Origin of the sequence: Polaribacter sp. Asnod6-C07 (assembly GCF_045063625.1) — a bacterium.
GTDB classification, from domain to species: domain Bacteria; phylum Bacteroidota; class Bacteroidia; order Flavobacteriales; family Flavobacteriaceae; genus Polaribacter; species Polaribacter vadi_A.
The window spans coordinates 3,332,849-3,357,993 of record NZ_JBEFOF010000005.1; the positions used below are offsets into that span (position 1 = coordinate 3,332,849).

General features: G+C 29.6%; 24 protein-coding genes. 13 read left to right on the forward strand and 11 right to left on the reverse strand.

Annotated elements, in window-relative coordinates:
- Positions 1–40 precede the first annotated feature (40 nt).
- Together ACJJVK_RS14540 and ACJJVK_RS14545 are read left to right on the forward strand one after the other, a co-directional pair.
- The gene (locus ACJJVK_RS14540) at positions 41–1,153 is read left to right on the forward strand and encodes an alkaline phosphatase (RefSeq protein ID WP_405567219.1); all 1,113 of its coding nucleotides are present in this window, start codon (positions 41–43) and stop codon (positions 1,151–1,153) included.
- Positions 1,154–1,161: 8 nt separating this feature from the next.
- Positions 1,162–2,961, forward strand: a complete 1,800-nt coding sequence (locus ACJJVK_RS14545) for an alkaline phosphatase (protein ID WP_405567221.1) — start codon at positions 1,162–1,164, stop codon at positions 2,959–2,961.
- Positions 2,962–3,107: 146 nt separating this feature from the next.
- On the opposite strand, the gene ACJJVK_RS14550 is transcribed toward ACJJVK_RS14545, so the two are convergent.
- From ACJJVK_RS14550 to ACJJVK_RS14580, 7 genes are all read right to left on the reverse strand, one after another.
- On the reverse strand, positions 3,108–4,115 hold the full coding sequence (locus ACJJVK_RS14550; RefSeq protein ID WP_405567223.1) for an LLM class flavin-dependent oxidoreductase: 1,008 nt from the start codon (positions 4,113–4,115) through the stop codon (positions 3,108–3,110).
- A 208-nt stretch (positions 4,116–4,323) separates the two neighbouring features.
- On the reverse strand, positions 4,324–5,205 hold the full coding sequence (locus tag ACJJVK_RS14555) for a carbohydrate kinase (protein WP_405567225.1): 882 nt from the start codon (positions 5,203–5,205) through the stop codon (positions 4,324–4,326).
- Positions 5,205–6,704: a mannitol dehydrogenase family protein gene (locus tag ACJJVK_RS14560; protein ID WP_405567228.1), complete on the reverse strand. Its 1,500-nt coding sequence runs from the start codon at positions 6,702–6,704 to the stop codon at positions 5,205–5,207. Before ACJJVK_RS14560 ends, ACJJVK_RS14555 begins: the two co-directional genes overlap by 1 nt.
- Before the next feature lie 8 nt (positions 6,705–6,712).
- On the reverse strand, positions 6,713–7,681 hold the full coding sequence (locus ACJJVK_RS14565; protein ID WP_405567230.1) for an ABC transporter permease: 969 nt from the start codon (positions 7,679–7,681) through the stop codon (positions 6,713–6,715).
- Positions 7,682–7,705: 24 nt separating this feature from the next.
- Entirely contained in the window at positions 7,706–9,226 is a 1,521-nt protein-coding gene (locus tag ACJJVK_RS14570) for a sugar ABC transporter ATP-binding protein (RefSeq protein ID WP_405567233.1), read from the reverse strand.
- 17 nt (positions 9,227–9,243) lie between these two features.
- Positions 9,244–10,308, reverse strand: a complete 1,065-nt coding sequence (locus tag ACJJVK_RS14575; RefSeq protein ID WP_405567236.1) for a substrate-binding domain-containing protein — start codon at positions 10,306–10,308, stop codon at positions 9,244–9,246.
- Positions 10,309–10,350: 42 nt separating this feature from the next.
- The gene (locus ACJJVK_RS14580; protein ID WP_405567238.1) at positions 10,351–11,265 is read right to left on the reverse strand and encodes a hypothetical protein; all 915 of its coding nucleotides are present in this window, start codon (positions 11,263–11,265) and stop codon (positions 10,351–10,353) included.
- A 238-nt stretch (positions 11,266–11,503) separates the two neighbouring features.
- On the opposite strand from ACJJVK_RS14580, the gene ACJJVK_RS14585 reads away from it, so the two are divergent.
- Complete coding sequence (locus tag ACJJVK_RS14585) at positions 11,504–12,241, forward strand: NrtR DNA-binding winged helix domain-containing protein (RefSeq protein WP_405567239.1); 738 nt, start codon at positions 11,504–11,506, stop codon at positions 12,239–12,241.
- A gap of 616 nt (positions 12,242–12,857) precedes the next feature.
- On the opposite strand, the gene ACJJVK_RS14590 is transcribed toward ACJJVK_RS14585, so the two are convergent.
- The gene (locus ACJJVK_RS14590; protein ID WP_405567241.1) at positions 12,858–13,475 is read right to left on the reverse strand and encodes a DUF6515 family protein; all 618 of its coding nucleotides are present in this window, start codon (positions 13,473–13,475) and stop codon (positions 12,858–12,860) included.
- A gap of 635 nt (positions 13,476–14,110) precedes the next feature.
- Entirely contained in the window at positions 14,111–15,514 is a 1,404-nt protein-coding gene (locus ACJJVK_RS14595) for a hypothetical protein (protein ID WP_405567243.1), read from the reverse strand.
- 686 nt (positions 15,515–16,200) lie between these two features.
- On the opposite strand from ACJJVK_RS14595, the gene ACJJVK_RS14600 reads away from it, so the two are divergent.
- A complete protein-coding gene (locus tag ACJJVK_RS14600; protein WP_405567245.1) occupies positions 16,201–16,842 on the forward strand; it encodes a DUF6266 family protein in 642 nt (213 codons plus the stop codon).
- Between the two features lie 139 nt (positions 16,843–16,981).
- Here ACJJVK_RS14600 and ACJJVK_RS14605 read toward each other — a convergent pair whose 3' ends face one another.
- A complete protein-coding gene (locus tag ACJJVK_RS14605) occupies positions 16,982–17,194 on the reverse strand; it encodes a helix-turn-helix domain-containing protein (RefSeq protein WP_405567248.1) in 213 nt (70 codons plus the stop codon).
- Between the two features lie 427 nt (positions 17,195–17,621).
- Between ACJJVK_RS14605 and ACJJVK_RS14610 the strand changes: the two genes are divergently transcribed.
- The 8 genes from ACJJVK_RS14610 (at position 17,622) to ACJJVK_RS14645 (ending at position 23,682) form a co-directional block, all read left to right on the forward strand.
- Positions 17,622–18,437, forward strand: coding sequence for a hypothetical protein (locus tag ACJJVK_RS14610; RefSeq protein WP_405567251.1), 816 nt, complete (start codon positions 17,622–17,624; stop codon positions 18,435–18,437).
- A gap of 176 nt (positions 18,438–18,613) precedes the next feature.
- Positions 18,614–18,859, forward strand: a complete 246-nt coding sequence (locus tag ACJJVK_RS14615) for a hypothetical protein (RefSeq protein WP_405567253.1) — start codon at positions 18,614–18,616, stop codon at positions 18,857–18,859.
- Positions 18,860–18,919: 60 nt separating this feature from the next.
- Entirely contained in the window at positions 18,920–19,330 is a 411-nt protein-coding gene (locus tag ACJJVK_RS14620) for a hypothetical protein (RefSeq protein WP_405567256.1), read from the forward strand.
- A gap of 112 nt (positions 19,331–19,442) precedes the next feature.
- Positions 19,443–20,561 (forward strand): hypothetical protein, encoded by a 1,119-nt coding sequence (locus ACJJVK_RS14625; protein WP_405567258.1) that lies wholly within the window; start codon positions 19,443–19,445, stop codon positions 20,559–20,561.
- Positions 20,562–20,720: 159 nt separating this feature from the next.
- Positions 20,721–21,602 (forward strand): hypothetical protein, encoded by an 882-nt coding sequence (locus ACJJVK_RS14630; RefSeq protein ID WP_405567261.1) that lies wholly within the window; start codon positions 20,721–20,723, stop codon positions 21,600–21,602.
- 125 nt (positions 21,603–21,727) lie between these two features.
- Entirely contained in the window at positions 21,728–22,240 is a 513-nt protein-coding gene (locus tag ACJJVK_RS14635) for a DUF6933 domain-containing protein (protein WP_405567264.1), read from the forward strand.
- A 143-nt stretch (positions 22,241–22,383) separates the two neighbouring features.
- A complete protein-coding gene (locus tag ACJJVK_RS14640) occupies positions 22,384–22,983 on the forward strand; it encodes a hypothetical protein (protein ID WP_405567267.1) in 600 nt (199 codons plus the stop codon).
- Between the two features lie 273 nt (positions 22,984–23,256).
- Positions 23,257–23,682: a lipocalin family protein gene (locus ACJJVK_RS14645; protein WP_405567270.1), complete on the forward strand. Its 426-nt coding sequence runs from the start codon at positions 23,257–23,259 to the stop codon at positions 23,680–23,682.
- A 105-nt stretch (positions 23,683–23,787) separates the two neighbouring features.
- Here ACJJVK_RS14645 and ACJJVK_RS14650 read toward each other — a convergent pair whose 3' ends face one another.
- The gene (locus ACJJVK_RS14650) at positions 23,788–24,510 is read right to left on the reverse strand and encodes a sulfite exporter TauE/SafE family protein (RefSeq protein ID WP_405567271.1); all 723 of its coding nucleotides are present in this window, start codon (positions 24,508–24,510) and stop codon (positions 23,788–23,790) included.
- Positions 24,511–24,640: 130 nt separating this feature from the next.
- On the opposite strand from ACJJVK_RS14650, the gene ACJJVK_RS14655 reads away from it, so the two are divergent.
- On the forward strand, positions 24,641–25,060 hold the full coding sequence (locus ACJJVK_RS14655) for an Lrp/AsnC family transcriptional regulator (protein ID WP_405567274.1): 420 nt from the start codon (positions 24,641–24,643) through the stop codon (positions 25,058–25,060).
- The last annotated feature ends 85 nt before the right edge of the window (positions 25,061–25,145 follow it).

The window sequence follows — 25,145 nt, forward strand, 5'->3', positions numbered from 1 at the left end:
ATACAACATCAAAAAACGAATTCAACTTTTAAGAATTAGAATGAATAGATTAACAAAAACAATACTACTGAGTTTAATGGCTATATGTTACATGAGCTGTGAAGAAAAACCAGTACAAAACACTCCTGAAAATCCTATTAATATTATTTTAATGATTGGGGATGGTATGGGTCTTACTCAGATTTCAACTGCTTTTTATTTTGGAGAAGAAACACCAAATTTTGAACAATTTAAAGACATAGGTTTTATAAAAACACCAAGTACAAGTCATACAATAACAGATTCTGCTGCTGGCGCAACTGCTTTTTCAACAGGTCAAAAAACTTATAAAAGAGCTATTGGCATGTCTAAAGACAGTTTGCCAATTCCTACTATTATAGAAACTTTGCATAAAAAAGGCTATCAATCTGGTTTGGTAAGCTTAACACCTATTACACACGCTACTCCTGGTGCTTTTTATGCACACGTAAAAGACCGAGATTTGCATGAAGATATTGCTTTAGATTTGGTAAAATCTAATATTGACTTTTTTGCAGCTGGTGGGTTAAAATACTTAAAACACAGAACAGATCAAAAAGACTTGTATACAGCATTAATTGCTAAAAACTATAAATTAGACTCTATAGAATTATCGAAATACGACATTAATAAGAAAAACGGATATCTATTAGCACATGAAGGTTTGCCTTCTAAATTAGAAGGTAGAAAAGCCTTTTTTCAAGAAGCAACACAACTAGGTCTAAATTATTTGACCGAAAAAGAAAAACCTTTCTTTTTAATGCTAGAAGGTTCTTACATAGATTGGGGTGGTCATGCTATGGATGCAGAATTACTAAAACAAGAAGTTTTAGATTTTGATAAAACCTTAGGTGTTGTTTTAAAGTACATCAATAAACACCCAAATACGCTTTTAGTAGTTACTGCAGATCATGAAACTGGTGGTGTTAGCATTGGCAAATCTTATGTAATTGACGAAGCAACAGGAGAAAGATCAGAAGAAGTAGATAATGTAACTATCAATTTTAATAACGATCAACACAGTGGAACTTTAATTCCGGTTTTTGCAAAAGGAAAAGGTGCTGCACATTTTAGAGGTATTTATGAAAATAACGAAATCTATCATAAAATCCTCAAAGCCATCCATCAAAAATAAATAATACTATGAAAAATAATTGTAAACTATTACTCGCTTTTTTAATTCTTTTAACAGGATTAAACAACAAACTTGTGGCACAAAAAAATGTCACCATCCATTCTCATAATGATTATAAACAATCTGTACCTTTTTGGAATGCTTTTGCAAACGGAGCTACTTCTTTTGAGGCAGATATTTTTTTAAAAGACAGTCATCTATTTGTAGCTCATGATTTAGAGGATATTAGACCATCTAAAACATTAGTTAACTTATATCTTAAACCTATAGAAAATGCTTTAAAACTTGAATATCAAAAGGATAAAAAAATAATCCTTTTAATTGATATAAAATCGGAAGCAGAAGCTACTTTAAATAAATTGGTTACTATATTAAAAAAACACCCTACCATTATCAACAATAAAAACATACAAATTATTATTTCTGGAAACAGACCAAAACCTGAGGAATATTTAAATTACCCTGATTTTATCTTTTTTGATTATCAAGAGTTAGGTGCTGATATTGCCTCAGAAATATGGAATAAAATCGGAATGGTTAGTTTGAATTTTAAACGTTTTTCAGAATGGAATGGAAAAGGTAGATTAACACACAATGATGAAAAACGTGTAGCGAATGTAATCGCAAAAGCAAAGAAAACGAATAAACCTTTCCGTTTTTGGGCAAGTCCAGATTCTAAAAGAGCTTGGAGAGTTTTATCGGATATGGGTGTAGATATCATTAACACAGACCATCCTTTTAAATGTGTTACTTATTTTAAAACGCTATCTAATAGAGTGGTTATTTCTGATACATTTTCTGATGTATATGACCCCACATTTAAAGCAGATCAAAAAGATTTACCAGTTAAAAACATCATTTTATTAATTGGTGATGGTAATGGATTGGCTCAAATATCATCTACAGCCTTAGTAAATAATGGTGAATTATCATTAACCCAATTAAAAAGTATTGGTTTTATTAAAACCCAAGCTGCAGACGATTTTACTACGGATTCTGCTGCTGCTGGTACAGCTTTGGCTACAGGTGTAAAAACCAATAACAGAGCAATTGGTACAGATGTTCATCAAAAACCGATAAAAAACATCACAGAAATTTTAAACGAACAAAAGTTTTCTACAGCTTGTATTAGTACCGATAATATTTTGGGTGCAACACCTGCTTCTTTTTATGCACATGCTATAGATAGGTCTGATGATCCTACAATTGCAAAAGATTTAATAAACAGTAAACTCAACCTTTTTATTGGTGGTGGTGCTGCTACTTTTAAAGATTCAAGTATTCAAGATAATTTTAACATCTTATCTTCAATTAGCGATTTAAAAAATACCACAAATGATAAAGTTGGTATATTTATGTCTGAACATGGAATGAAATCGATTAGAAATGGTAGAGGTAACATGTTAGCAGATGCAACAAAGTTTGGATTAGAATTTTTAAAGAAAAAGAATCAACCATTTTTTGTTATGATTGAGGCTGCTAAAATAGATCATGCAGGGCATTCTAATGACACAGCAGGCATTTTAGCAGAATCTATAGATTTTGACAAAGCCATTACTGAAGCATTAATTTTTGCGGATAATAATCCAGAAACTTTAGTAATTATAACAGCAGATCATGAAACTTCTGGATTTAGTATTCCACAAGGTGATGTTAAAAAACACGAAATTGAAGGTTATTTTGCCTCTTATGATCATACAGCTATTATGGTTCCAATTTTTGCTTATGGTGCTCAATCAAACGAATTTCAAGGAGTGTATGAAAACAATGAGGTTTTTCATAAAATACTAAAAGTCTTAAAAAAATAAATCCCCTTTCCCCTTCTTTTTATTTAAAAACCCCAAACTTAAGTTTGGGGTTTTAATGTTTTTATCCATAGAAATATTACTCCTTTTTTGGATTCTGTTGAGTTGATTTACAAAGACTTTATTATTAGGTTGTTATAAAACAAGTATTAAGCATTTAACTCGTCCATAATTTCAGCAAATAATTGATACGATTTTATTCTATCATTAATATCATAAATATTGGTCACAGCAATCAGTTCATCTGCTTGAGTATATGCTAAAAACTCTTTTACTTGTGCTTTTACTGTGGCTTTACTCCCAATAAAAGAGTATTTTAACATTTGATGTACTTGTGGATTATTTAGTACTTCTTTGTAGTAATTACTCATGGCAGTTGGTGGTTGTACTGCAGCTCGTTTGCCTGTAAATAATCCTACAATTAACTGAATTAAAGAAGTTGATAAACGTTCTGCTTCTTTATCTGTATCTGCTACAATAATGTTTACACCTGCAATTACATAAGGTTTTTGTAAATCTTCTGAAGGTTGAAATTCTTCTCTATAAATTTTTAATGCACTACCTAAATATGCAGTTGCAAAATGACTCGCAAAAGCATAAGGCAACCCTTTTTTGGCAGCCAAATGTGCGCTATCTGTGCTCGATCCTAAAATATATAGAGGTACATCTACACCTTCTGCAACTGTTGCCCTAACTTTGGCAACACTATTATCTACTGAAAAATATTGCTGTATTTTTTCTACTTCACTCGGAAAATCTTGTGCAGCTTCCATAAAATCTGATCTTATAGCTTCTGCAGTTTCTTTGTCTGTTCCTGGTGCTCTACCTAAACCTAAATCAATTCGATTTGGGTATATGGAAGCTAAAGTTCCAAATTGTTCTGCAATAATTAAAGGCGAATGATTAGGTAACATAATTCCACCAGAACCAATTCTAATGGTATTTGTGCCTTGAGCAGCATAACCAATTAAAATAGCTGTAGCACTAGATCCAATATTTTCTGAATTGTGATGCTCTGCCAACCAATATCTTGTATAGCCTACTTTTTCTGCACTTTGCACCAGTTTTAAAACATTATTAAAAGTCTGTTTTAAAGGTTGATCTTGAGATACCAAAGCCAAATCTAAAATAGAATATATAGTGTTATTTGATTTCATACTATTATTACAATTTATGAGTAAACTGAAATAGCTTACTTTTAAGGAAAAGCAAATTTACAGAACACTTTAAATCTATTACTCTAATTTATTGTTAATTCTAGTTATAGAACTATCAAATTAAACAATACCAACAGCACAAAAAAATGTTATCTTACTTACCCTTTTTAAAAAAGATAAACAAAATAACATTTACTAACAAGCCCACTTATTTTTTTAGTATTTCTAGTATTTGTTCTTTAGTAATTTTAGGATTTGCTCCTTCTGAACCCACAACAATAGCACCCACAGCAGATGCATAATCAATTGCAAATTGTGGATTATTATCCTTTAACAACTGGTCTATTAATGTTGCTAAAAATGAATCTCCTGCTCCTACAGTATCTACCACTTTAACAGAATAACCTTTGTTGTAATAAAAGTTACCATCCTTAAAAAGCACTGCACCTTCTTTGCCTAAAGTAACACAAATGCAAGCGGTATTTGTTTTTGTGGCCATCCATTTAATGGTTGTTTCTAAACCTACAATGTTTGCTTCTAAAGCTTTGGCTATTTCATAAATTTCATCGTCATTAAATTTAATAAAATCGGCTTCATTCATCAATTCTAATAAAACGGGTATGGCATAATGTGGTGGTCTTAAATTGATGTCTAAAATTTTATATTTTGCCCATTTTAAATATTCATTTAAAGAGGCTCTAGAAACTGCATCTCTAGCTATTAAACTACCATACACAAATGCATCTGCATTGGCTATTAATAGTTTTGCATCTTTATTGATATCTATTTTATCCCAAGCTCTAGGATGTTGAATGGTATAAGATGCACTTCCGTTTTTATCTAAAACTACATCTACTGTCCCTGTTTTTAAACTAGTATCTATTTGAACCCCTTTTTCACTGATGCCTTGTTTTTTAATAAAATCAGCAATTTCTTCACCTTCTTTGTCTTCGCCAATTTTGGTAATAATTGATACTTTATTGTTTAATGATTTTAACCTAGTAGCGACATTTAATGGTGCTCCACCTATTTTTTTATGAGTTGGAAAAATATCCCATAAAACTTCGCCAAAACAAACTATATTTTTCATTAAGCTTTTGTTTTATCGTATTTATTATTTAGAGTAATTACACAGGCTTCTACCCCTTTATTTTGAATGTCTTTATACGCTTTAGTATAACTGTTTACAAAAGTACTATTGGTATTTAAATCACCAAAAACACTATCTATTTCTAAAAATATTACTGGTTTTGTTTGTGCTTCAATCGCCTTAGATTGTAAAGTTGTTTTTAAAGCATCTTTAATTGCTAAAGGGTTTCCTTTTTCATCTTCGCCAAAACTATAAATTGCCCAAGCTGCTGTTACAAAAGCGGCTAATTCTATAGCGCCCTTATTTGCCAATTGATTATTAATTGTTGGTAATATAAAAATTGGGAACTTTGCAGAAGTCTCAGAACAAATACGGTCTATCTGATCTTTAATATTAATGTTTCCAAAGCGCTCTAATAATGATTGTTTGTAATCGTGTAAATTAATGCCTTCCAAATCGCCTAAAGTGGGTGTAACTTCTACATCCATATAATGATTTAAAAAAGTTCTGATATTTGTGTTATTTATAGCTTCATCAATGGTATTGTATCCTACTAAAGCACCTAATAAACCAATTACAGAATGCCCTGCATTTAGTAAACTTAATTTCATTTTTTCGTAAGGCACCACATCTTCTACAAACTGTGCCCCTACTTTTTCCCAAGCTGGTCTACCAGCAATAAAATTATCTTCTATAACCCATTGTTTAAAAGGTTCGCAAACTACTGGCCAAGCATCATCTATACCTGTAGTTTCTTTTAAATAGCTAATATCTTCTGGTGCTGTAACTGGTGTAATTCGATCTACCATTGCATTAGGGAAAGATACATTATTGTCAATCCAATCTACCAATTCTGGTGCAGCTTCTGCTACATAACTCAATAACATATTTTGTGTCATATGTCCATTACCTTGTATATTATCACAAGACTGAATTGTAATTCCTTTTAAGCCACGTTCTTTTCTTAATTTTAAGGCTTGTGTTAAATAGCCAAATATGGTTTTTGGAGCCTGTGGATTTTCTAAATCATGAATGATTAATGGGTTCGTAAAATCGAATTGTTTTGTTGCTTCATTATAATTATAACCTCCTTCTGTAATAGTTAAAGAAATAATCTTAACCTCTTCACTTGCCATTTTTTCTATGACTTGCTTCGGATTTTCTGGTGCAAATAAACACTCTACAATAGAACCAATAATATGTCTTGTATGGCTACCATCTAATTCTTTTACAATTAGGGTGTATAAACCATCTTGTTCTTGCAGCGTATTATAAATTTTAGTGTCAAAATCTAATAAGGCAACACCACAAATCCCCCAATTTTCTAAAGCTTCTTTGTGCAACAATTGATCTGTATAAAAGGCTTCGTGTGCTCTATGAAAGCCTCCAATACCTACATGTACAATGCCAGTTTTCACCTTAGATCTATCATATTGGGGGATAGAAGCTTGTTGAGAAAATTGAGAGAATGTGTTGTTATTTAATTTTATATTTTTCATGATTTTTTTTATTTACTGTCAAAACGTTGTAATAATACTGCAAAAATAATGATGGCTCCTTTTACCACTTGTTGCGGATAAGAAGGCACATTTAATAGGTTTAAAATATTACCTATTAATCCTAAAATTAGTACGCCCATTAAAGTATTAATGGCTGTTCCTTTTCCACCATTTAAACTTGCTCCACCAATTACTACTGCAGCAATGGCATCTAACTCCCAAGCCATACCCATATTTGGCGATCCTAAATTGGTTCTAGAAGCAACAATAATTGCAGCAGTTGCAGCCAAAGCCCCAGAAATTGCATATACTAAAAACTTGTATTTATTTACTTTTATACCAGATAAACGAGAGGCTTCTTCGTTACTACCAATGGCAATTACTAATCTACCAAAAACATTGTAACGCAACATAACCATAGCACAGATTACAATGATAAAAAATACAATAGCAATATTAGGAATACCTAAAGTGGAATTATTTGCAAAATCTGACATAAATTTACCACCAACAGTTGTAAATGTAACAGGCGAACCTTTAGAGTAAATAAAACTTAACCCTCTTGCAATTGTCATTAAAGCTAAAGTAGCCACAAATGGAGCCATTTTTTGGTACGCAACCAAATAGCCAGAAATACTTCCTAAACCAAAGCCAATAATTATTGTCATTAAAATTGCCAATGGTAATGCAAAAATATTAACTAAAATAGCAAAGGTAACCGCTAATAAAGCTACCATAGAACCTACAGATAAATCTATACCACCTGTAAGAATTACAATGAGCATACCAATACTGATAATACCAATACCAGACACTTGTTTTAATAAGTTAGAAAGGTTTACAGAGGTGAAAAATACATCTGAAATTAGTGCCGAAAAAATTACTAATAAAATAAAAATGAATATAGTATTATACTTTACTAAAAACTTAAGAATGCCACCAGGACTGCTAAGTTGTTCTTTTATTGTTAAAGCCATAATTTGTAAGTTTAATTAGTTTAATTATATTGTTTTTAATGGTTCTCCTATTGAGTAACGCAAAATGTTTTCTTCAGAAAATTGTTCTTTTTGTAATTCGCCATAAAATGTACCTTCGTGCATAACTAGTATTCTATCAGAAATACCCATAATTTCTGGCATGTCTGATGAGATTACAACCACACCAACACCTTTTTTGGCAACTTCATTAATAAGGTTATAAATTTCAATTTTTGCCCCTACATCTACTCCTCTTGTTGGCTCATCAATAAAAATAACTTTACTATCAATACTCAACCATTTGGCTAAGGCTACTTTTTGTTGATTACCACCACTTAAGTTTTTTACATCTACCTCAGAGTTTGGTGCCTTAATGTTTAGTTTTTTAATTAAACTCAACACTTTTTTGTATTCGTTATCTACATTTATAAAACCTAGTTTACTAGAAATAGAATCGAAGCTGGTAACACTAATATTTCTTCGGATAGAAAGTGGTAAGAAAACACCTTCTTCTTTTCTGTCTTCGGATACAAAACCAATTTTATACCCTGCAGCATCTACAGGAGAATTCGTTTTAATTTCTTTACCTTCTAAAAGTAAGGTTCCTGATTTCTTTTTATCAGCACCAAAAATCAATTTTGCAGTTTCTGTTCTTCCACTTCCTCCTAAACCTGCAATACCCAATACTTCACCTGGTTTTACATCAAAAGAAACATCATGCACTAGTGTTTCTTTAGCAGTTAAATCTTTTACTTCAAAGATTGGCACTTCACCAATTTTTATATCTCTTTTAGGATACAATTCGTTTAACTCTCTACCAATCATTAAATGAATTACACCATCTTTATCAGTTTCTACAATTGGCATACTCCCTGTATCTACACCATCTCTAAGCACAGTAACTGTATCTGAGATTTTAAAAATCTCATCTAAATGATGTGATATATATATTATAGAAACTCCTTGATCTCTTAGCTTAAATAATATTTGAAAGAGTTTTTTTACATCTTTTGGGTCAAAAACAGTAGTTGGTTCATCTAAAACTAACACTTTGGTGTCTTCTGATATTGCTTTCGCAATTTCTACAACTTGTTTTTGTACAATACTTAGGTTTTTAACTTTTGCTGATGCATCTATTTTAAAATCTAATGAATCTAATAATTCTTGTGCATCATTGATTAAACCTTTCCAGTTCATCCAAGTTTTATTTGCCCCTAATTTATGTAGGTATATGTTTTCTGCTACTGATAAATCATTTACCAAAGACAATTCTTGATACACTACATTAATACCTAACACCTGACCTTCATGCGTGTTTTTTGGTGTAATTTCTTCACCATTTAAAACCACACGTCCAGCATCTTTTTGGTGTACTCCACTTAATATTTTAATTAAAGTAGATTTACCTGCACCGTTTTCACCTAGTAAAGCATGAATTTCGCCAGACTTTACTTTAAGATTCACATTCTTTAATACAGACACAACACCAAAATTTTTTGATATTCCTGTCATTTTTAAGCGATATTCGCTTGCTGAATTTTTCATGTTAAATCTTTTAAAAATTAGAATATTGCATTTGGGTTGTAATACTTAGCTGCATTTTCTTTGGTAATTAACAAAGGTGCTGTGTACGATTTTTTATCAAAATCAGTTTTACCATTCATATACATAACTGCATATTCTACTGCATTTTTACCAATTTGCACAGGACTATTCATGGCAGTACAACCATAAAAATCAGTTTCCATAATGTATTTAATAGCTTCTTTTTGTCCGTCTGCACCTGCAACAATTAAAATATCATCGGTTTTACCAGCTTGTTTTATGGCTTTAATTGCACCTAACACACATACATCAGACTCTGTAATAACCACATTTACATCTGGGTGAGCCACTAAAATATCTTCCATTGCTTTTAAACCACCTGCATAAGACCATTCTGTATACGCTTGGGTTTTTACATTTAAATTGATTTTACCTTGTGTACGTAACTGCTCTTCTGTAATACCTTGTAATAAACCTTGTTTACGAGTACGCCCAACAGGGTTACCAGCATTACCACTTAATAAGGCAATATTCATAGGTTTGTTACCAAACTTTTTAGCCAACCACTCTCCTGCTAATTCTCCGTTTGCTAAATTGTTAGACTGTATAGTTGTTACAAATTCTGCTTCTGGGTTTATAGAACTATCTATAATAAAAACAGGAATACCAGCAGCTTTTGCCATTTTTGTAACCCCAACTAGAGCATCAGGATCTTTAGGGTTTAATAACAAAGCATCTACCCCTTTTGTAATTAAATCTTCTACAGCTGCAATTTGTTTGTTAATATCATCTTGGCCATCTGCAGATAAAAACTGCATGCCATTTTTTTCTGTAGTAGCTTTTATACTTTGCCATAATGCTTGATAATAAGGTGCATTTAATGTAGGCGAACAATAGCCTATTTTTTTACCAGTTAAATCGATTTCGCTTTTAAAAACATCACCTACTCCTTCTGATGAAGTTGATGTTGCCTCTTTATCATTTAATTGTTCTGCACAACTTATAAAATTGAATACAAACAACAGCAGTGCAATTGGTGTTATTAGTTTGTAATAATTGAATTTTAAAGATTTTGTTTTCATATTTTGATGTTTATTATTGAATGAAAGTTAAGAATATCTATTTTAAAATAAGGTTATATCTACCTGAAGTACTGTTCTTTCTTGTTCTGGGTTCCACATTAAAGTTAAATCTACAGGTATTTTATACTTATTAATAGCCAATTGTTTATTGTAGGTAGCCCCAACATTAATAATGTTTCCAGCGCTTTGAGTGTAAAAAGTTTTATCAGTAATAAAAGACCAAGCACCACCAGCAAAAAGTGATAAACTTTCTGTTTTATTTTGCCAAATCTTACTATTAATTTCAAAATAATGAGTCCAAGAATCTTTTAAACTACCATCTGCTTGCACTTCGTAATCTCCAGAACCACCATTAATAATGGTTGCTAAATACAATAAGGTATTTGGGGTTACATTATAACCAAAGTTTACATCAACAAAATTATAACCTTGTGTTTTGTCATAACTCCAATAGCTTAATTTATCTCCTCTTTCCTCTACTCCTGTATAGTTATTGTGTGTTACTGCTTCTATAAAAAATCGATCAGAAAATCGGTATTTTGTATAAATAGATAACTCTTTATAATATGCACTTATGTTCTCGTCAGTATTTACGTTGTTTACATCTACAGGACTAAAACTTGCTCCACCCCAAAAACCAAAAGTAAATTTCTTGTTTTTAGAATTGTATTCTAAACTCGATGCAAATAATGCACCTGGATGTACGACAAAACCATGCCATGTATGCATATTTTTCACGTGTGCACTAATACTAAATGGTTTGTAGTCTGTATTGTTTTCTGTGTTTTTTTCTGTGTTTTTTTCTGTGTTTTTTTCTGTGTTTTGTGCATTTAATAAGTTTGTAAAAAAAACTAAAACCAAACAACAAACAGTTGCTAAATGTTTTCTTTTTTTTACTTGTAAGTGATATCTTACAGCATAAAAATTATCTTTAATAGATGGTAATGTAGATTTCATTTTGTAGTTTTTAGTAAGATTAAAATATATAACGTCATTTTTACGTTTATTTTTCAAATGTATAAAAATATTTTTTACAAAAAGCTGTTTTTAACAAAATAAATATATTTTATTACCAATTATATAGTCAATATTAACCTAAAACACCATAAAAACTAGGAATAGCACAATATATTATATACGTTATAATAACGTTTAATAATATATTTTATGTAAATTTGTAACTGAAAAGAGATTTATGAAGAACAACTTAATACAAAACTTATCTGTAGATTGTGTAGTTTTTGGTTTTGATACCAACACAAAAAGCTTAAACGTATTATTAATTAAACGTTTTTTAGCAGATGAAAAAACAAATTCTCCATTAGTAGATGATTATGTACTTACTGGGTACCACGTTTATGAAAATGAAAGTTTAGATGATTCTGCAACTAGAGTTTTAAAAGAATTGACGGGTTTAACTGGCCAATATAAGAAACAATTTAAGGCTTTTGGAGACCCTGATAGACTGAATAATGAAAAAGATTTAATATGGGTAGAAAACCAAAAGTTTAATGTAAGAACAGTTACTATTGCCTATTACTTTTTACTAAAAACTGAAGATGTAGATGTAACAAACAATACCTACCAGGCAAAATGGCATCCTATAAATCAATTGCCTAAAATAGGTTTTGATCACAAACAGATTATCTTAGAGGCTTATGAGGATTTAAAAACTAAATGTTTGTCTGAACCTATTATATTTGAGTTATTGCCTGATAAATTTACAATTAATGATGTACAAGACTTGTATGAATCTATTTTAAATATAGAAATTGACAATCGTAATTTTAGACGTAAAGTAATCAACAAAAAATACATTATTCCTTTAGATGAAAAACAAGTAGGTGTTTCTAAAAGACCTGCTCAATTGTATATGTTTAGTAAAGACATTTATCAGAAAATATATCAAAAAAGTTATTTGATTAATATATAACTTATCTGTTTAAGTTTTTGTCTATAAAAATTCAGTTATTATAATCTAATTATAGTAATTAATAAAAGTTTACAGCAGTGTATGCTAAAAAAGAAGAGCACATAAAATTTTACAGATATGTACTCTAACTATTCAATCCCCCAACTGAATTACTATTAGTTCATTTTATAAGCCTACTTTTTAGTAGGCTTTATTTTACCCTTTTTATAATTGGGTGTTCTACTACTTTTTAGATATCCCTTATAATTCTTATTAATACTAAGACCTCAATTTGTATTAATAGTTCTAAAATAGTTTATAAATAAATGTTAAAAAAAGAAAATAGATATATGCCTTGTAAGTGTCTACAAATAGAAGTTTTATATAGATGAACCTTTTTAATTTCTTTATCACATTGATTGTCAAATACCTATAATTCCATAATTTAGGAGTTTCAAAAAAAACAGAATATAAAAACTCATGTTTTTGTACTGATTTTTATCATTTCAATCGTAGAATTCACTCAAATGGAAAGCGTTTTATCAAAATACATTACAGTTGATCCAAAATAAAAAGAGCACATATAATTTATATTATATGCACTCCTCAATCACTAACCAATCAACCAAATTGATACTTAATTCATTTCTATAATACCTACTATTTCGTAGGCTCTCATGCCATCTACTTGTACTTTTTCGTAAAGTATATTGGCAAATTCATAATATGTTTGTCCGTCTATTACTACCTTTTCTACTTCATTTGGTAATTCATAAACTATGGTACCTATTTCTGGGTCTACCACTTCATAAACATCATTGCTTTGTATGTAAAAAATACCTTCTGTGTAATAATAGTTTCTGTTGTTAAAACGGATTCTTCTGTGGTTACTAGGTAAAGTATTTATACGAAAGCCTACTTTTGGTGCAATCGCTATATAACGTCCTCTAGAATAGGTATAATATCTATTGTTAGCATAATAATAATCTACACCTCTGTGACTTACTACTCGTTTGTTAGGTACATTTCTTACAGCAACTACTTTTCTCGATGATTTTTTATACGTAACCGTAGATCGAGGTATTCTTTTTGTTGATGTTGTTGTTCTTGTATTGTTATTAGTAGTAACTGTTCTTTTGGTTACTGTTGTTGTTTTTTTAGTATTAGTATCTCTTCTTGATTGTGCATTAGCTTGTGTACTAATTGCCAACACTAATAACGAAGGCAAAATAAACTTTGATATCCTTACTTTCATAATTTTAATTTTTAAATTAAACTTCTTTTCTTATCAATACTAAGACCTTGTTTTGTATTAATAGTTTAAAGATATCTTTTAAATAAAAGTTAAAAAAAGAGAATAGACGTTTGCTATAATTTTATCTACAGATTGGTGTTTTTTATAGAAGTGTTTTTTTTTAGTTGATACTTTTAAAGGATGTAAAGTTTACTAATCATGAAACTGAAAGGAGTTTTAGGTTGACCACATAGACACAGAGGGAACATAGTTTTTAGTGAAAAAATTATTAAAGTTAGATGTTTTTAAAGTTTGTTAATTATCAAACTGATCGCATATTTTTGTCATTTCGACTTTATGGAGAAATCTTATTAAAACATAGTTAATTCATAACTAGTTCTCGATACTAATTTTTCTCATTACAATCGTAAAATTCACTCGAAGGGACAAAAGTTTGCTAATCATCAAACTGATAGAATGTTTTTGTCATATCGACTTTATGGAGAAATCATATCAAAACGTAATAAATACAATTGTTCTCGATACTAATTTTATGCATTACAATTCTAAAATTCACTCGATCTGACAAGGGTTATCTTTTATTGTGGTTGGGTTAGAACACATAAGGATATAGTTTATATCTTATTTAGAACAAATTATTTATCCCTAAACTTTTTGGTTGTTGTTACATTGTAAGTAATTCCAAAGTAAAAACCACTTCTTATTCTATTAAAAGTAGGAATCTCAGTAACAGATGCATCTACATATAAACCAATATCATCTTCTCTTACTGCTTTTGATAGCTCTTTTATTTGAGTAAAACTAGCACCAAGATTAATGGCAACTTGATTATCTCTACCAAAAATAGCACTAGTACCTACTAAATATCTTGTTTTACCATCAAAAAGAGATAATGATGCTCCTAAATTAAAACCTGCTTTAAACCAACTTGTATAACGCCAAGATACATGCCCTAAAGCACCTATAGAAACATCTCCTTTTTTAGGGTTTTCTTTAAGTATATTATTAACTAATGTATCTCTTTTTTCTAAATAATATCCTTGATCTACTTTATTAGTATGAAAAAAACCAGAAGAAAAATCAAATGTAAAATTCTGTTTAGTATAAAAATTAATCTTTTGTGATTTTATGGTATCATTTGTTCTTTTATTTATTAAAATCACTTCAGCTTGTAATCCTGTATTTTTTGCTTTAAAAGATTCAAGTTTTATGGAATCTGTAGCCGTTTTAGAAGCATTGAGAAACTCTATATCTTTTAAATAGCCCTCTACAGAAAGCTTTGTTTCAATTTCTTTAAGATACGCATAAAGGATAGTCATTCTTATGGATGGTTTATCTATTTTTTCTAAACGTAATTTAAATACAATTTCTGCTGCCTTTATAAAATACACTGCTCTAGAAACCTCTTTTACTAAATCATTTTTATTACTAACATTGAAATTTTTCAATATACCTTGTTCTAAACTTATAGCTTTAGAATTATCAGAATTAATTAATGTTTCTTTGTACAAATCATTAATTACTTCTTTTAATGTATCTAATAAATCAGCTTTTTCTTCTGCTAGGCTATATAAATCTTCAAAAATATCGTTTTGAATTCGCTCTTTTAATTTCTTTATATCAAATTCACTTAACTCTTCTTTTGTTATATTTTTTTGTTTAGCATAAGCTTCTTTTTCCTCAGACAAAATAAATTCTTCATCTAATGATTTCAATACTTCAATATCTTTAACAGCTTGCATAAACATCTTTTGATCATCCTTATCAAAACTTAATTGGTCAGAACTAGTTATATTTAAAATCGGTTTTAATATTTCTGGTATATCAGAAGCAATCTCAAAATATCTTAATTTAACTGTTGCTTTTACAATGGACGAATTCACATTATTTAATACAATGTTATATTCTCTTTTATCTACTATTTGAGTTCTATCAGCTTCTATATTCTTTTTATCTGAATTATAGCTTAAGATAATATCCTGCTGGGCTTGTAAGCCAGAAATAAATAAGAAAATGAATAGGATTCCAAGTTTTTTCATAATTAATTATTTTAATGCTTGTTGATTACTGCATTAAAGTTAAAACTAATAAAAATTCTATACGATACCTAAATATAAGTATTTTAAAGATAATCAATACAATACATTACATTACATTTATTTTTAGTTCTATATGTGTAGGTATTCTTAATAATAGCAATTTATATTTGCTTCACTTTTTGTTTGGCTTTGGGTTAACCACATAGGGACATAGTAAACTAAATCACTAGTTCTCGATACAAATATTACTCATTACAATCGTAAAATTCACTCGAACTCACAGGACTTTTTAAAGTTTTAAAGTTAAATATTTCTAAAGTTTGCCACCAAACTTTCAAAAACCAACCTATTCCCTTTCCTAGTTTCCTCCCAGTTTGCTTCGGGTTTTCTTCGGAAAAGCATGTATTTAAAAAAAATACACTCAAGTTGTACCCGAACAAAACCCGAAGCAAACTCGAACAAAACCCTATATAATTAAGAGAAATGTGCGCCAGAAGTTACTGAGGTGTTGTAGATAAGCTACTTGTGTTCTGATGTGTTGTGATGTGTTTTGCTGTTTTATTAGCATTCAAAAAAAAGGTACTCCCACTTATTTGTGCTAGTTTGTGCTTATTGCTAACAAGCTTTTGTTTACTAGATGATTAGCCCTTAGTTTTACAGCATATTAACTTAAAACATATATAATTATGGCAACATTTGAAAAAGGGATTCTTGGAGGATTTTCTGGTAAAGTAGGTAGTGTAGTGGGTACGCGTTGGCGAGGTAAAAATGTAATGCGCAGTTTGCCTCAGCATGGTAAGTATACCCCAACTGACAGACAAGAGCTGCAACGTGCAAAATTTAAAACAGTCATTTCATTCTTGAGTCCGATTACGACAATTTTAAGTGCGTACTTTGGGAGTTCGCAAGGTGATAAATCGCGCGCTAATTTGGCTACTTCTTATCATCTTAAAAATGCAGTGGTAAGCACGGCACAAGGTATGATAATGGATTACGAAAAGGTGTTGATCAGCAAAGGTGATTTAAGAGGTTTGGATGGCGCTAGTGCTACTGCTGCTACTGGGCGAATTGTAAATCTGAACTGGCTTGACAACAGCGGCCAAGGTAAAGCTACTACTACCGATGTTTTAATGGCTGTTGTGTACGCACCAGACTTGGGTTTGTTTTATAGCAATACAGCTATTGCTACTAGAGATGCTACGACTGCTAGTGTTACCTTACCGCAGTTTATGGAAGGGTTTGAGGTAGAACTTTGGGCCTCTTTTTACAAAGACGGCACCAATTACGCTGCTACCAGTACTTATTTAGGCCCGTTAACCGTGGTTTAAATATGTTGAGGTAAAAAGGAGATTGCCTAAAAGTGTATTATCTCCATTACAAGCGCATTATGCTCTAACAATCTATTTGTTTTGGGCTAATGCGCTTTTTTAATGGATGCGCAAGTATTGAGTTATAAAGGTTAACGGTTTATTGATTGTCTTCTAAAGCGTTGTTGTTTAAAGATTGTTGTGCGAGTGGTAGAAAGATTTTGTTGATTAACATTTTAGGAAACATGGGTGCATTACCAATTTTTAAGCTTGGTATCATTCGTTTTTTACGCAATTCGTAAATTTTAGATCGGCTAATTTTTAAATAGTCCATTAAATCTTCTGTAGTTAGCCAATCTTCATTTTTAAGCATGTTGCTGTCAAATTCTATCTCTTTGTGTTCTGATACCAGTTGGTTGCTTTTGTTACTTTTTGTTTTTAGTTAATGAATTTGTAATGTGAATTGCGCTACAATTTAGTTAAAAATTTATAAACATCATAATTTTAGGGTTTTATATTGATTTTTATACAACAAATTAAGGGTTTTTCCTGATTATTTGTATCAACACCTACCTATGTTTTAAGCATACCCAACTACTAACCTTTTAGTCAATGGCATCTACCTAACACAAAAGAGTTAAAAAAAATTGGTGGCTATTTAAGAAAATGATATATTTAACAAAAAAATTGTATAAATAACTTTAACTACTTGTTGGTATAGTTTAACTATATAGATATATAAACTGATATATAGTTCAGTATACAACAACGTTGTAAGTAATTTAAAAAAAAATGCTAAAATGAAAATAAAGTTACTAATTATTATACTTTTCTTTTGCTCTAATAGTTTTGCGCAGGAATATCCAAAAAATACAAGACATATAAAGACAATACAATCTACAGTTTACAATAAAAAAGACACGCTGAACCATAGAGAGTTAGTTACATATTACGACAAAGATTGGAATCCATTGACTAATACTAACACACTCTCATCTGCTCTAGATAAAGGTTCCAAAACTGTAACAATTTTAGATACAGACAAAAAATTTGTCCAAGCAATTATTACCTCAAAAAAGGACACCTTGGACTACATCGTATATCTTTATGATAATGATGGAAACAGGACTAACAATTATCAAATAAGGAAAGGAGATACCATAACTGACCAAAAAAGAATTTTTGACAACAATGGAAATAGCCTAGAATTATACAATAAGAAGAATGGTGAATATTATCTAAGGTTAGAAGCAAAATATAACAATCTAAATAAAGTAACATCGAGAGATTGGTATAACCCATTAAATCAATTAGTAAGAATTGAAAAGTTTGAATATTCAGAAGATGGAAAGACTTCTGAATACTACAAAACAGATAAAAAAGGTATTTTAAAATTACAAAGAAAAACCGTTGAAATAGGATTGAGAAAGTATAAAATAAACCACTACACTGAATCAAAAGGAATAAATTATGGAATAACTCTTGAAAAACAGAAAGGATATTATACAATCGAAAAAAAAGATGAAAATGACAACTTGATTTCCTTAGAAATTTTTAATAAAAGGGGTAAGTTAAAAACATCAGTTTATATCACCTACAGTGAAATTCAACAATAAGATTTCAGAAAAACTACTTACAACACCGTATAATTCCAATTGTGAGCATTTGTGTCCTGCGGACACAGACGCTTATGCGTCGAAGTTAGTTCATTTTATTATCTTTACTACCAAACATCTCACAACTGAAAATTATACAAACACGCCGTAACCAATATTACCAATCATAACACAAAATGAAACTAAAAGGAAAAACTTCTGAAAAACTCATTGGAGAGTTGAACTTAATTAAAGCGATAACAGGAGCATTAATTTTTGTTATGCTACTTCTAATCGGAATTTGTATTTATGGATTCTTGACAAAAGAGAATAATACTGTATTTTTCACCTTATTAATAATTCCATTGGCTTTAAGTCCAATTATGTTAATTAACGCTGGAAATATAAAAAAAATAAAAGCGGAATTAGAATCAAGAAAATAAGGTTCAATAATATATTTTAAAACTTTCTTTCACTATATTAGTTACATTCAATATCCATTAATGCTGATTGTAACTTATTTTGTTTTAAGTCCATATATTAATGGAATTAAACAACTTAAGAAAAATCCTGATTTACTTTTTAAAAAACTGAATTTAACGCTTATTTTTATGGGACTTGGTATTAGCTTTTCATCATTACAGGACACATCTAAAGCACAAAACAAGTTTTCAAAAAAAAATTGGGAAAATCCTAAGAAAGGAAAAATTATGATTGCTTTTATGAGTTTTATGATTTTATGCTCTCTAATATTTGGTTTAATTGGATATTTTTCTACAGAAGTTGGAGTTTTAAAAGAACTATCTATTGGAATTATTGTTTTGGGACTAGGGATGTTTGGACTTTTAAAGGCTTCAATTGAAATGTTTGAAAATCATAGAAAAGATAAAAATACTGGTTACAACACTGTATAAACTTTATTGCTATTTTTGGCTCACTTGGAAAATTCTTCCGGAATTTCGCCGTTCGTGTTTTATTTAGTAAATTCATTGCTTAATCAAGTCAATTTTTCTTAAAATTACAACGTTGGCAACCATTAGAATGAAACAATTTCAAATCATAATTCTTCTTTTTTTTAGCTTTTGTGCTTTTGGACAAAAAGTGACATATAACTATGTTGTTGATTCAACAAATGTAGAAACTAAAGAAGTAATGAGGCTTTTTGAAAACTACTTGGCTTCAAATCCTCAAAACAAAGCAAAAAATTCATTTTGGAATATTGAAGAACAAAAAAAATATAAGAACTATGATTTCTTGGAAAGCGAGTTTCAGCCATCGCTTTATATGGGATTTCCAGTTCACATTTTGAGCATAAAATTCAGAAATGACATTTACCAAATTAAAGCTCAGTTTTCGTATTGCAAAGAAGATAAAAGTCCATACGTTTTAGCAATAGGAAACTATTTTGCAAAAAAGGAAAACGGAACGTTTAAACTATTCAATGCGTTGACTATAAATAAACAAACTTGGAATTGCACTACTGTTGGTGTTGTCGACTTTTACTATCCAACATACCATAAGTTCAACTACCAAAAGGCTGAAAAACTAAATGATTTTATAAATGAGACTTGTAAGAATTTTGAGGTGCAACCAAAACCATTTGAATATTTTCTTGCCGATGATTATGACGAAATCCAAAAACTAAAAGGATTTGATTATTACATAGGAATGGGTGGACAGTCTAAACCAAGTGGCAAAGCAACTGACGACAAAGTTTATTGTGGAGGTTTGGGAGAATACTATCCGCACGAAGTTTTCCATATTCAAATAGACAAACATTTTCCAAACAAACATTTTTGGGTTTCTGAAGGAGTAGCCACACTATTAGGAGGAAGTCGTGGCAAAAGCTTGGATTGGCATATAAAACGAACAAATATCTATTTGCAGAAACATTCTGAAATAGACCTGAACGATATGCTCAAGTTAACAAACTTGGATAGTGAAACTTCTTATCATTATGTTTTGGGCGGATTAATAGCAAGGAAAATATTAGAAAAAGGTAGTTGGAGTTTAGTCAAAGAATTTATGTTAAGTGGAAAAACTGATGAGGACTACTACAAAGCGATTGAAAAATACTTAGGAATAAATAAGTCTGAATTGAACGACTATATTAGGGAACAATTACAGCTTGAATCAATAAAATAATGGTTGCCAATAAGGTGTATAAGTAATAGCGGTTAAAGTGATAAAACAGAAGTATAAACATAAAACAAAGGTCAGTGTAAAACTGAAAAGTTAGTGAATAGAAACCCGCTACTCCCCAAACACGAGACCATTAGGCTACATTAAAAATTACATAGACAAATGAAAAGAACAGCATTTTTATTATTAGCAATTTTACCAATTTTAATTTTCGGACAAAGTGAATTTTGTGACAAAAACTTCGGAGAAAGCTATTATCCTCTGAAAATTGGATTCGAAAAACATTTGACTTGGGGAACTGCAACTTATATTGAAAAAGTAACTGGTAAAACCAAAAAAGATGGTGTTGAATATTATAATTACGAACAAGATTTTGGTAGTGGAACATCATATAATTTATTATTAAGAAAACAGAATGACACAGTTTTTATGTTTAGTGAAAAAGAAAAAAAAGATATCATTTTACTAATTGAAAGACCAGTTAAGGGAACAAAATGGAAATCAGGAAAAGTTGTTAATACCAATGGCTTTTTTGAATCACCTTTTTGTGATTACGAAAACCTGTTAGTTATTGAAAACAAATATCCAAATGGAAATAAAGAAAAAAGATATTATAAAAAAGGTCTTGGACTTGTAGCTATTACGACAAAGAAAGGAATAAAAGGAATGTGTGTTCCTAGTAAAGAAGAATCAAAAGCATTATCAAAACCATTTTCCGCTCTTGGTTGTGAAAATCTACCTAGTAAAGAAGAAATAAAAAACTGTACAATATCGTTTATCAATTCTTATTTGGCTGAAAGATTATCAAAGGAAAAAATAAAAACACCTAAAGAAGAAGGAACTTTGAAGTTTAAATTGCATTCTAATAGTAATGGAGAAATAATAAAAATTGAAAAATTGAATTCTATTAGAGGAGGAAAACAAGTTCAGAAAGCAATAATGAAAATTTTATATACTCTACCCAAATTTAGACCTTTAATGACTTCTGAAAAGAAAGCTATTGGAACAAGATTTGAATTATCAATTCCAATCAAAACAAGATAACGTTACCTAGCAACATAAAAGATATTGCTAGTAAAAGCCTACTTACAAAAACCCTAACGGATTTTCTTGATTTGTGATTTATTTACTAACTTTATTACTTACACAAAAACTTTAGATACAAGCTAGTGACAGAAATATTTACGACAAAAAAACTAGAAAATTTAATCAAAAAAAGAATTGAAAAAAGAACTCTGAATGTTGAAAATATTTTTGGAAAATGGAATGCTTCTGTATTATATATTGCAAGAAAAAAATGTTTGATTTTTGTTAATTCCAAAAGTTTCTATTCTGTTATAATTCCGAAGTTTTCGACGACTGAACTAGATAAAATTCATTTATTGTTCCTTGAAAATTTTTACGCACAATTAGATTTTGAAAAAATTAAGACAGATGCAGAATTTCTTGTTGATAATGTTGGAGAATTGAAATTCTACTCGACTGATAACGATAGAAAAATGACTGGAATCATCAACTATAATGTTTCAAAGATAGACTACCTTAAATATGACTATGAGGTTTTTAATTCTTCTGTCATTCGTGAATTAACAGAGAAATTGAATTTGACACCTTTTAAACAGTTGAATTGGAATCAGCCGAAAGAAATAATGAATGAAATAATAAAAAAAGCCAGTGTGTAACATCCTATAAAATTAATTGCTGGTTTTTGCCTATTTACGAAAGTACTAGCGAATTTTCTTTGTCAATAATTATATAGTAAATTAGGTGCTTAAAATACGCAACAAACCTTAAACAAATACCTAGCTACAAGCTAAACCAACCAATGAACTTTGATTTAGAAGATAAACTTAACGAATACGTAAAGCAGAATGAATTAGATTCTGCAATACAAATAGCTGAAACCGAATTGAGCAAGATTCCGCAAACTGATTTCCATCAATTAATTGGAATGAACCTTTTGCATATGGAATCGGATTTGGACAAGTATATTTCCAAATTTTACTCAATTGTCAAATTGAAATACGCTTTGAATTTTGAGAAAAAACTAAAAGCTTTTTACTGCGAAATGAACGGATTTACAATAAACTATGAACGTTGGTTTATAAACTTGTTTTCATTTAGCAAAATTGGACAAGAAGATTATGACTGGTTAGCAGATTATGACCATCTGACAAAAAATGATTTGACTATAACTGGATTTGAGAACTTACAAAAAGTTTACGAAGACGTTTATAAAAACAAAAAATATGAAATACCTGAAATAGAACAAGCCTATGAAGTAGCGGAATTATTAATTATTTTAAGATTGCAGGAACTTTTTAGAAAAACCTATCAAATTGCTAAATCAAACGGAAAAAAATGGACTGAATTTGCAATGTTCGTCACAGCACACGATTACGAAATGATTTATAAAACGAACTGAATTAAATAAAGTCAGCAGGTAACAAAGTACTCTGGTAATCAACAAATTTTGGAGATGTTTGTAAAAATATTTGTAGGTTTTCTATCTGTAATTTATTTGCTAACTTTTATATTTCTTTATTTTAAAATTGTAAAAAATAATTAACAACTTTTAGGTATACTCTACTTCTAGAGTTATTTTAATTGATGGATGTTTGGTATTTATATAATTTGACCAAAATGAAACGCAACCTTTATGGAATAATAGCATCTTTAGAATATAATACCATAAAAAATGAAAATTAAATATTACTTAATAATTACTTTACTGTTTTTTGTAGCATGCAATAAAACAATGGATGAATCCATACCTGTAAGTACATCTTTAATGGTTGGAAAATGGAAATTAACAGAAGCATACATTAGTGCTGGTGGACCTCAATATTGGGTAGATGTTGAAAATGGCCAAGAATTAGAATTCTTTGATAATGAAACTTTCTATTCAGATAGATTTACTGAATGTATGGACGGAAAATTTTCTGTAGAAGGAAGTAAATTGTTACTAGAATATACTTGTGATGGATTTGACAACGAGGCAGAAAACGATGAAGGCTTGATAACTTATAATTTAGATTTTTTTACTAATTACTTTATTCTTACACCCACAAGTGGACCTCTTTGCATTGAGGGTTGTAGCTATAAATATAAAAAAGAACAATAATTATTACGAGCAATGGTTCTAAATAATTACTTGTTCTCACCTACTCTATTACAAGCTGAATTGAAGGGTGATATAATATACTAATAACTAAAAAATCAGAAAAAATTAAGATTTAAAAGTTAACATTAAGCCTGAAAATAATAATGCTACTAATACACAATTTTTAATTAGCTGTTCATTTAATTTTGAGTACATTTTTTTTCCTAAAAATATAGATAACAAGAAGAAAGGCATAATGAATAAGGCATAATACAAATGGTTTAATTTTAAAATTCCGCTAAAAGCAATTAAAGGAACTCGAATTATAGAAACTAAACCTAGAACACCAAACATAGTTGCACGAAATGTTTTTATATCCTTTGTGGCATTTTTGACTACTATTACAAATAATGGACCACCAGTTGAAAATAACCCAGAGAAAAAACCTCCAAAAATGCCAAGTACATATTCCAAAAAAGAAGATTTTTTAATTTTCCCTTTAGAAAAATAACTATAGATCACATAGAGAATAATAAATATTCCTAGAACCTTTTTTAGAAATATAAGATTTCCATAATTTAATATTGATATTCCTGCAGCAAGACCAATTATTGAGGTAAGTGCGAGTTTTACAATCACTTTTTTATCAATATTCGTCCATTCTTTTTGAACCAGATAAATACTCGATAAAAAATAAAATATCGAAATATAAGATATTGCTTCAGGTAAAGCAATGCTAATTAATAATATAGGCAACGCAACTAAAGCACCAGAAAAACCAATAATAGTTTGAATAAAAAAACCTAAAAATATACCTAAACTAATAATTAATAAAACATCTAATTCCATATCTAATTCTTGGTGTTATTATGATATGATAAAATTAAATCTTATACATTTCTACTCAAAATCAATTCAACTGTAAAACAGTTATATATTAAAATAAAAGAAGTATTTTTATGAATAAACAATTGATTCAATGGTAGACAAGATCGATACAGAAATAATTAAAGTTCTAAAGAAGAATTCTAGACAATCTTTTGCAGAAATTGGAAGAATTATTAACCTTTCGCCTTCTTCTGTTAGAGAACGTATACAAAAATTGCAGGATATAGGTGTTATAAAAAATTATACTTTAAATATTGATAACCATAAACTTGGTTATGGTTTAGAAGTATTTATAATGCTTAAACTATTTACAGGCAAACTAAATATTTTTATGAAAGACATAAACACATTCCCAGAAATAAAAGAATCCTATCGAATTACTGGCCCATATAATATCCATATGAGAGTAGTTCTAAAGAATCAATTACATTTACAACAGTTTATTGACAAAATGATTAACTATGGAGACCCAACCACACATCTAATTTTATCTGAATTAGAAAAAATTTAATAAAACTGATTATTAAAATTGAGGAAAAAGGTTGACAATAGAAATCTAATAGAAGTAATTAAATCAACTAAAATAATTATTGTTA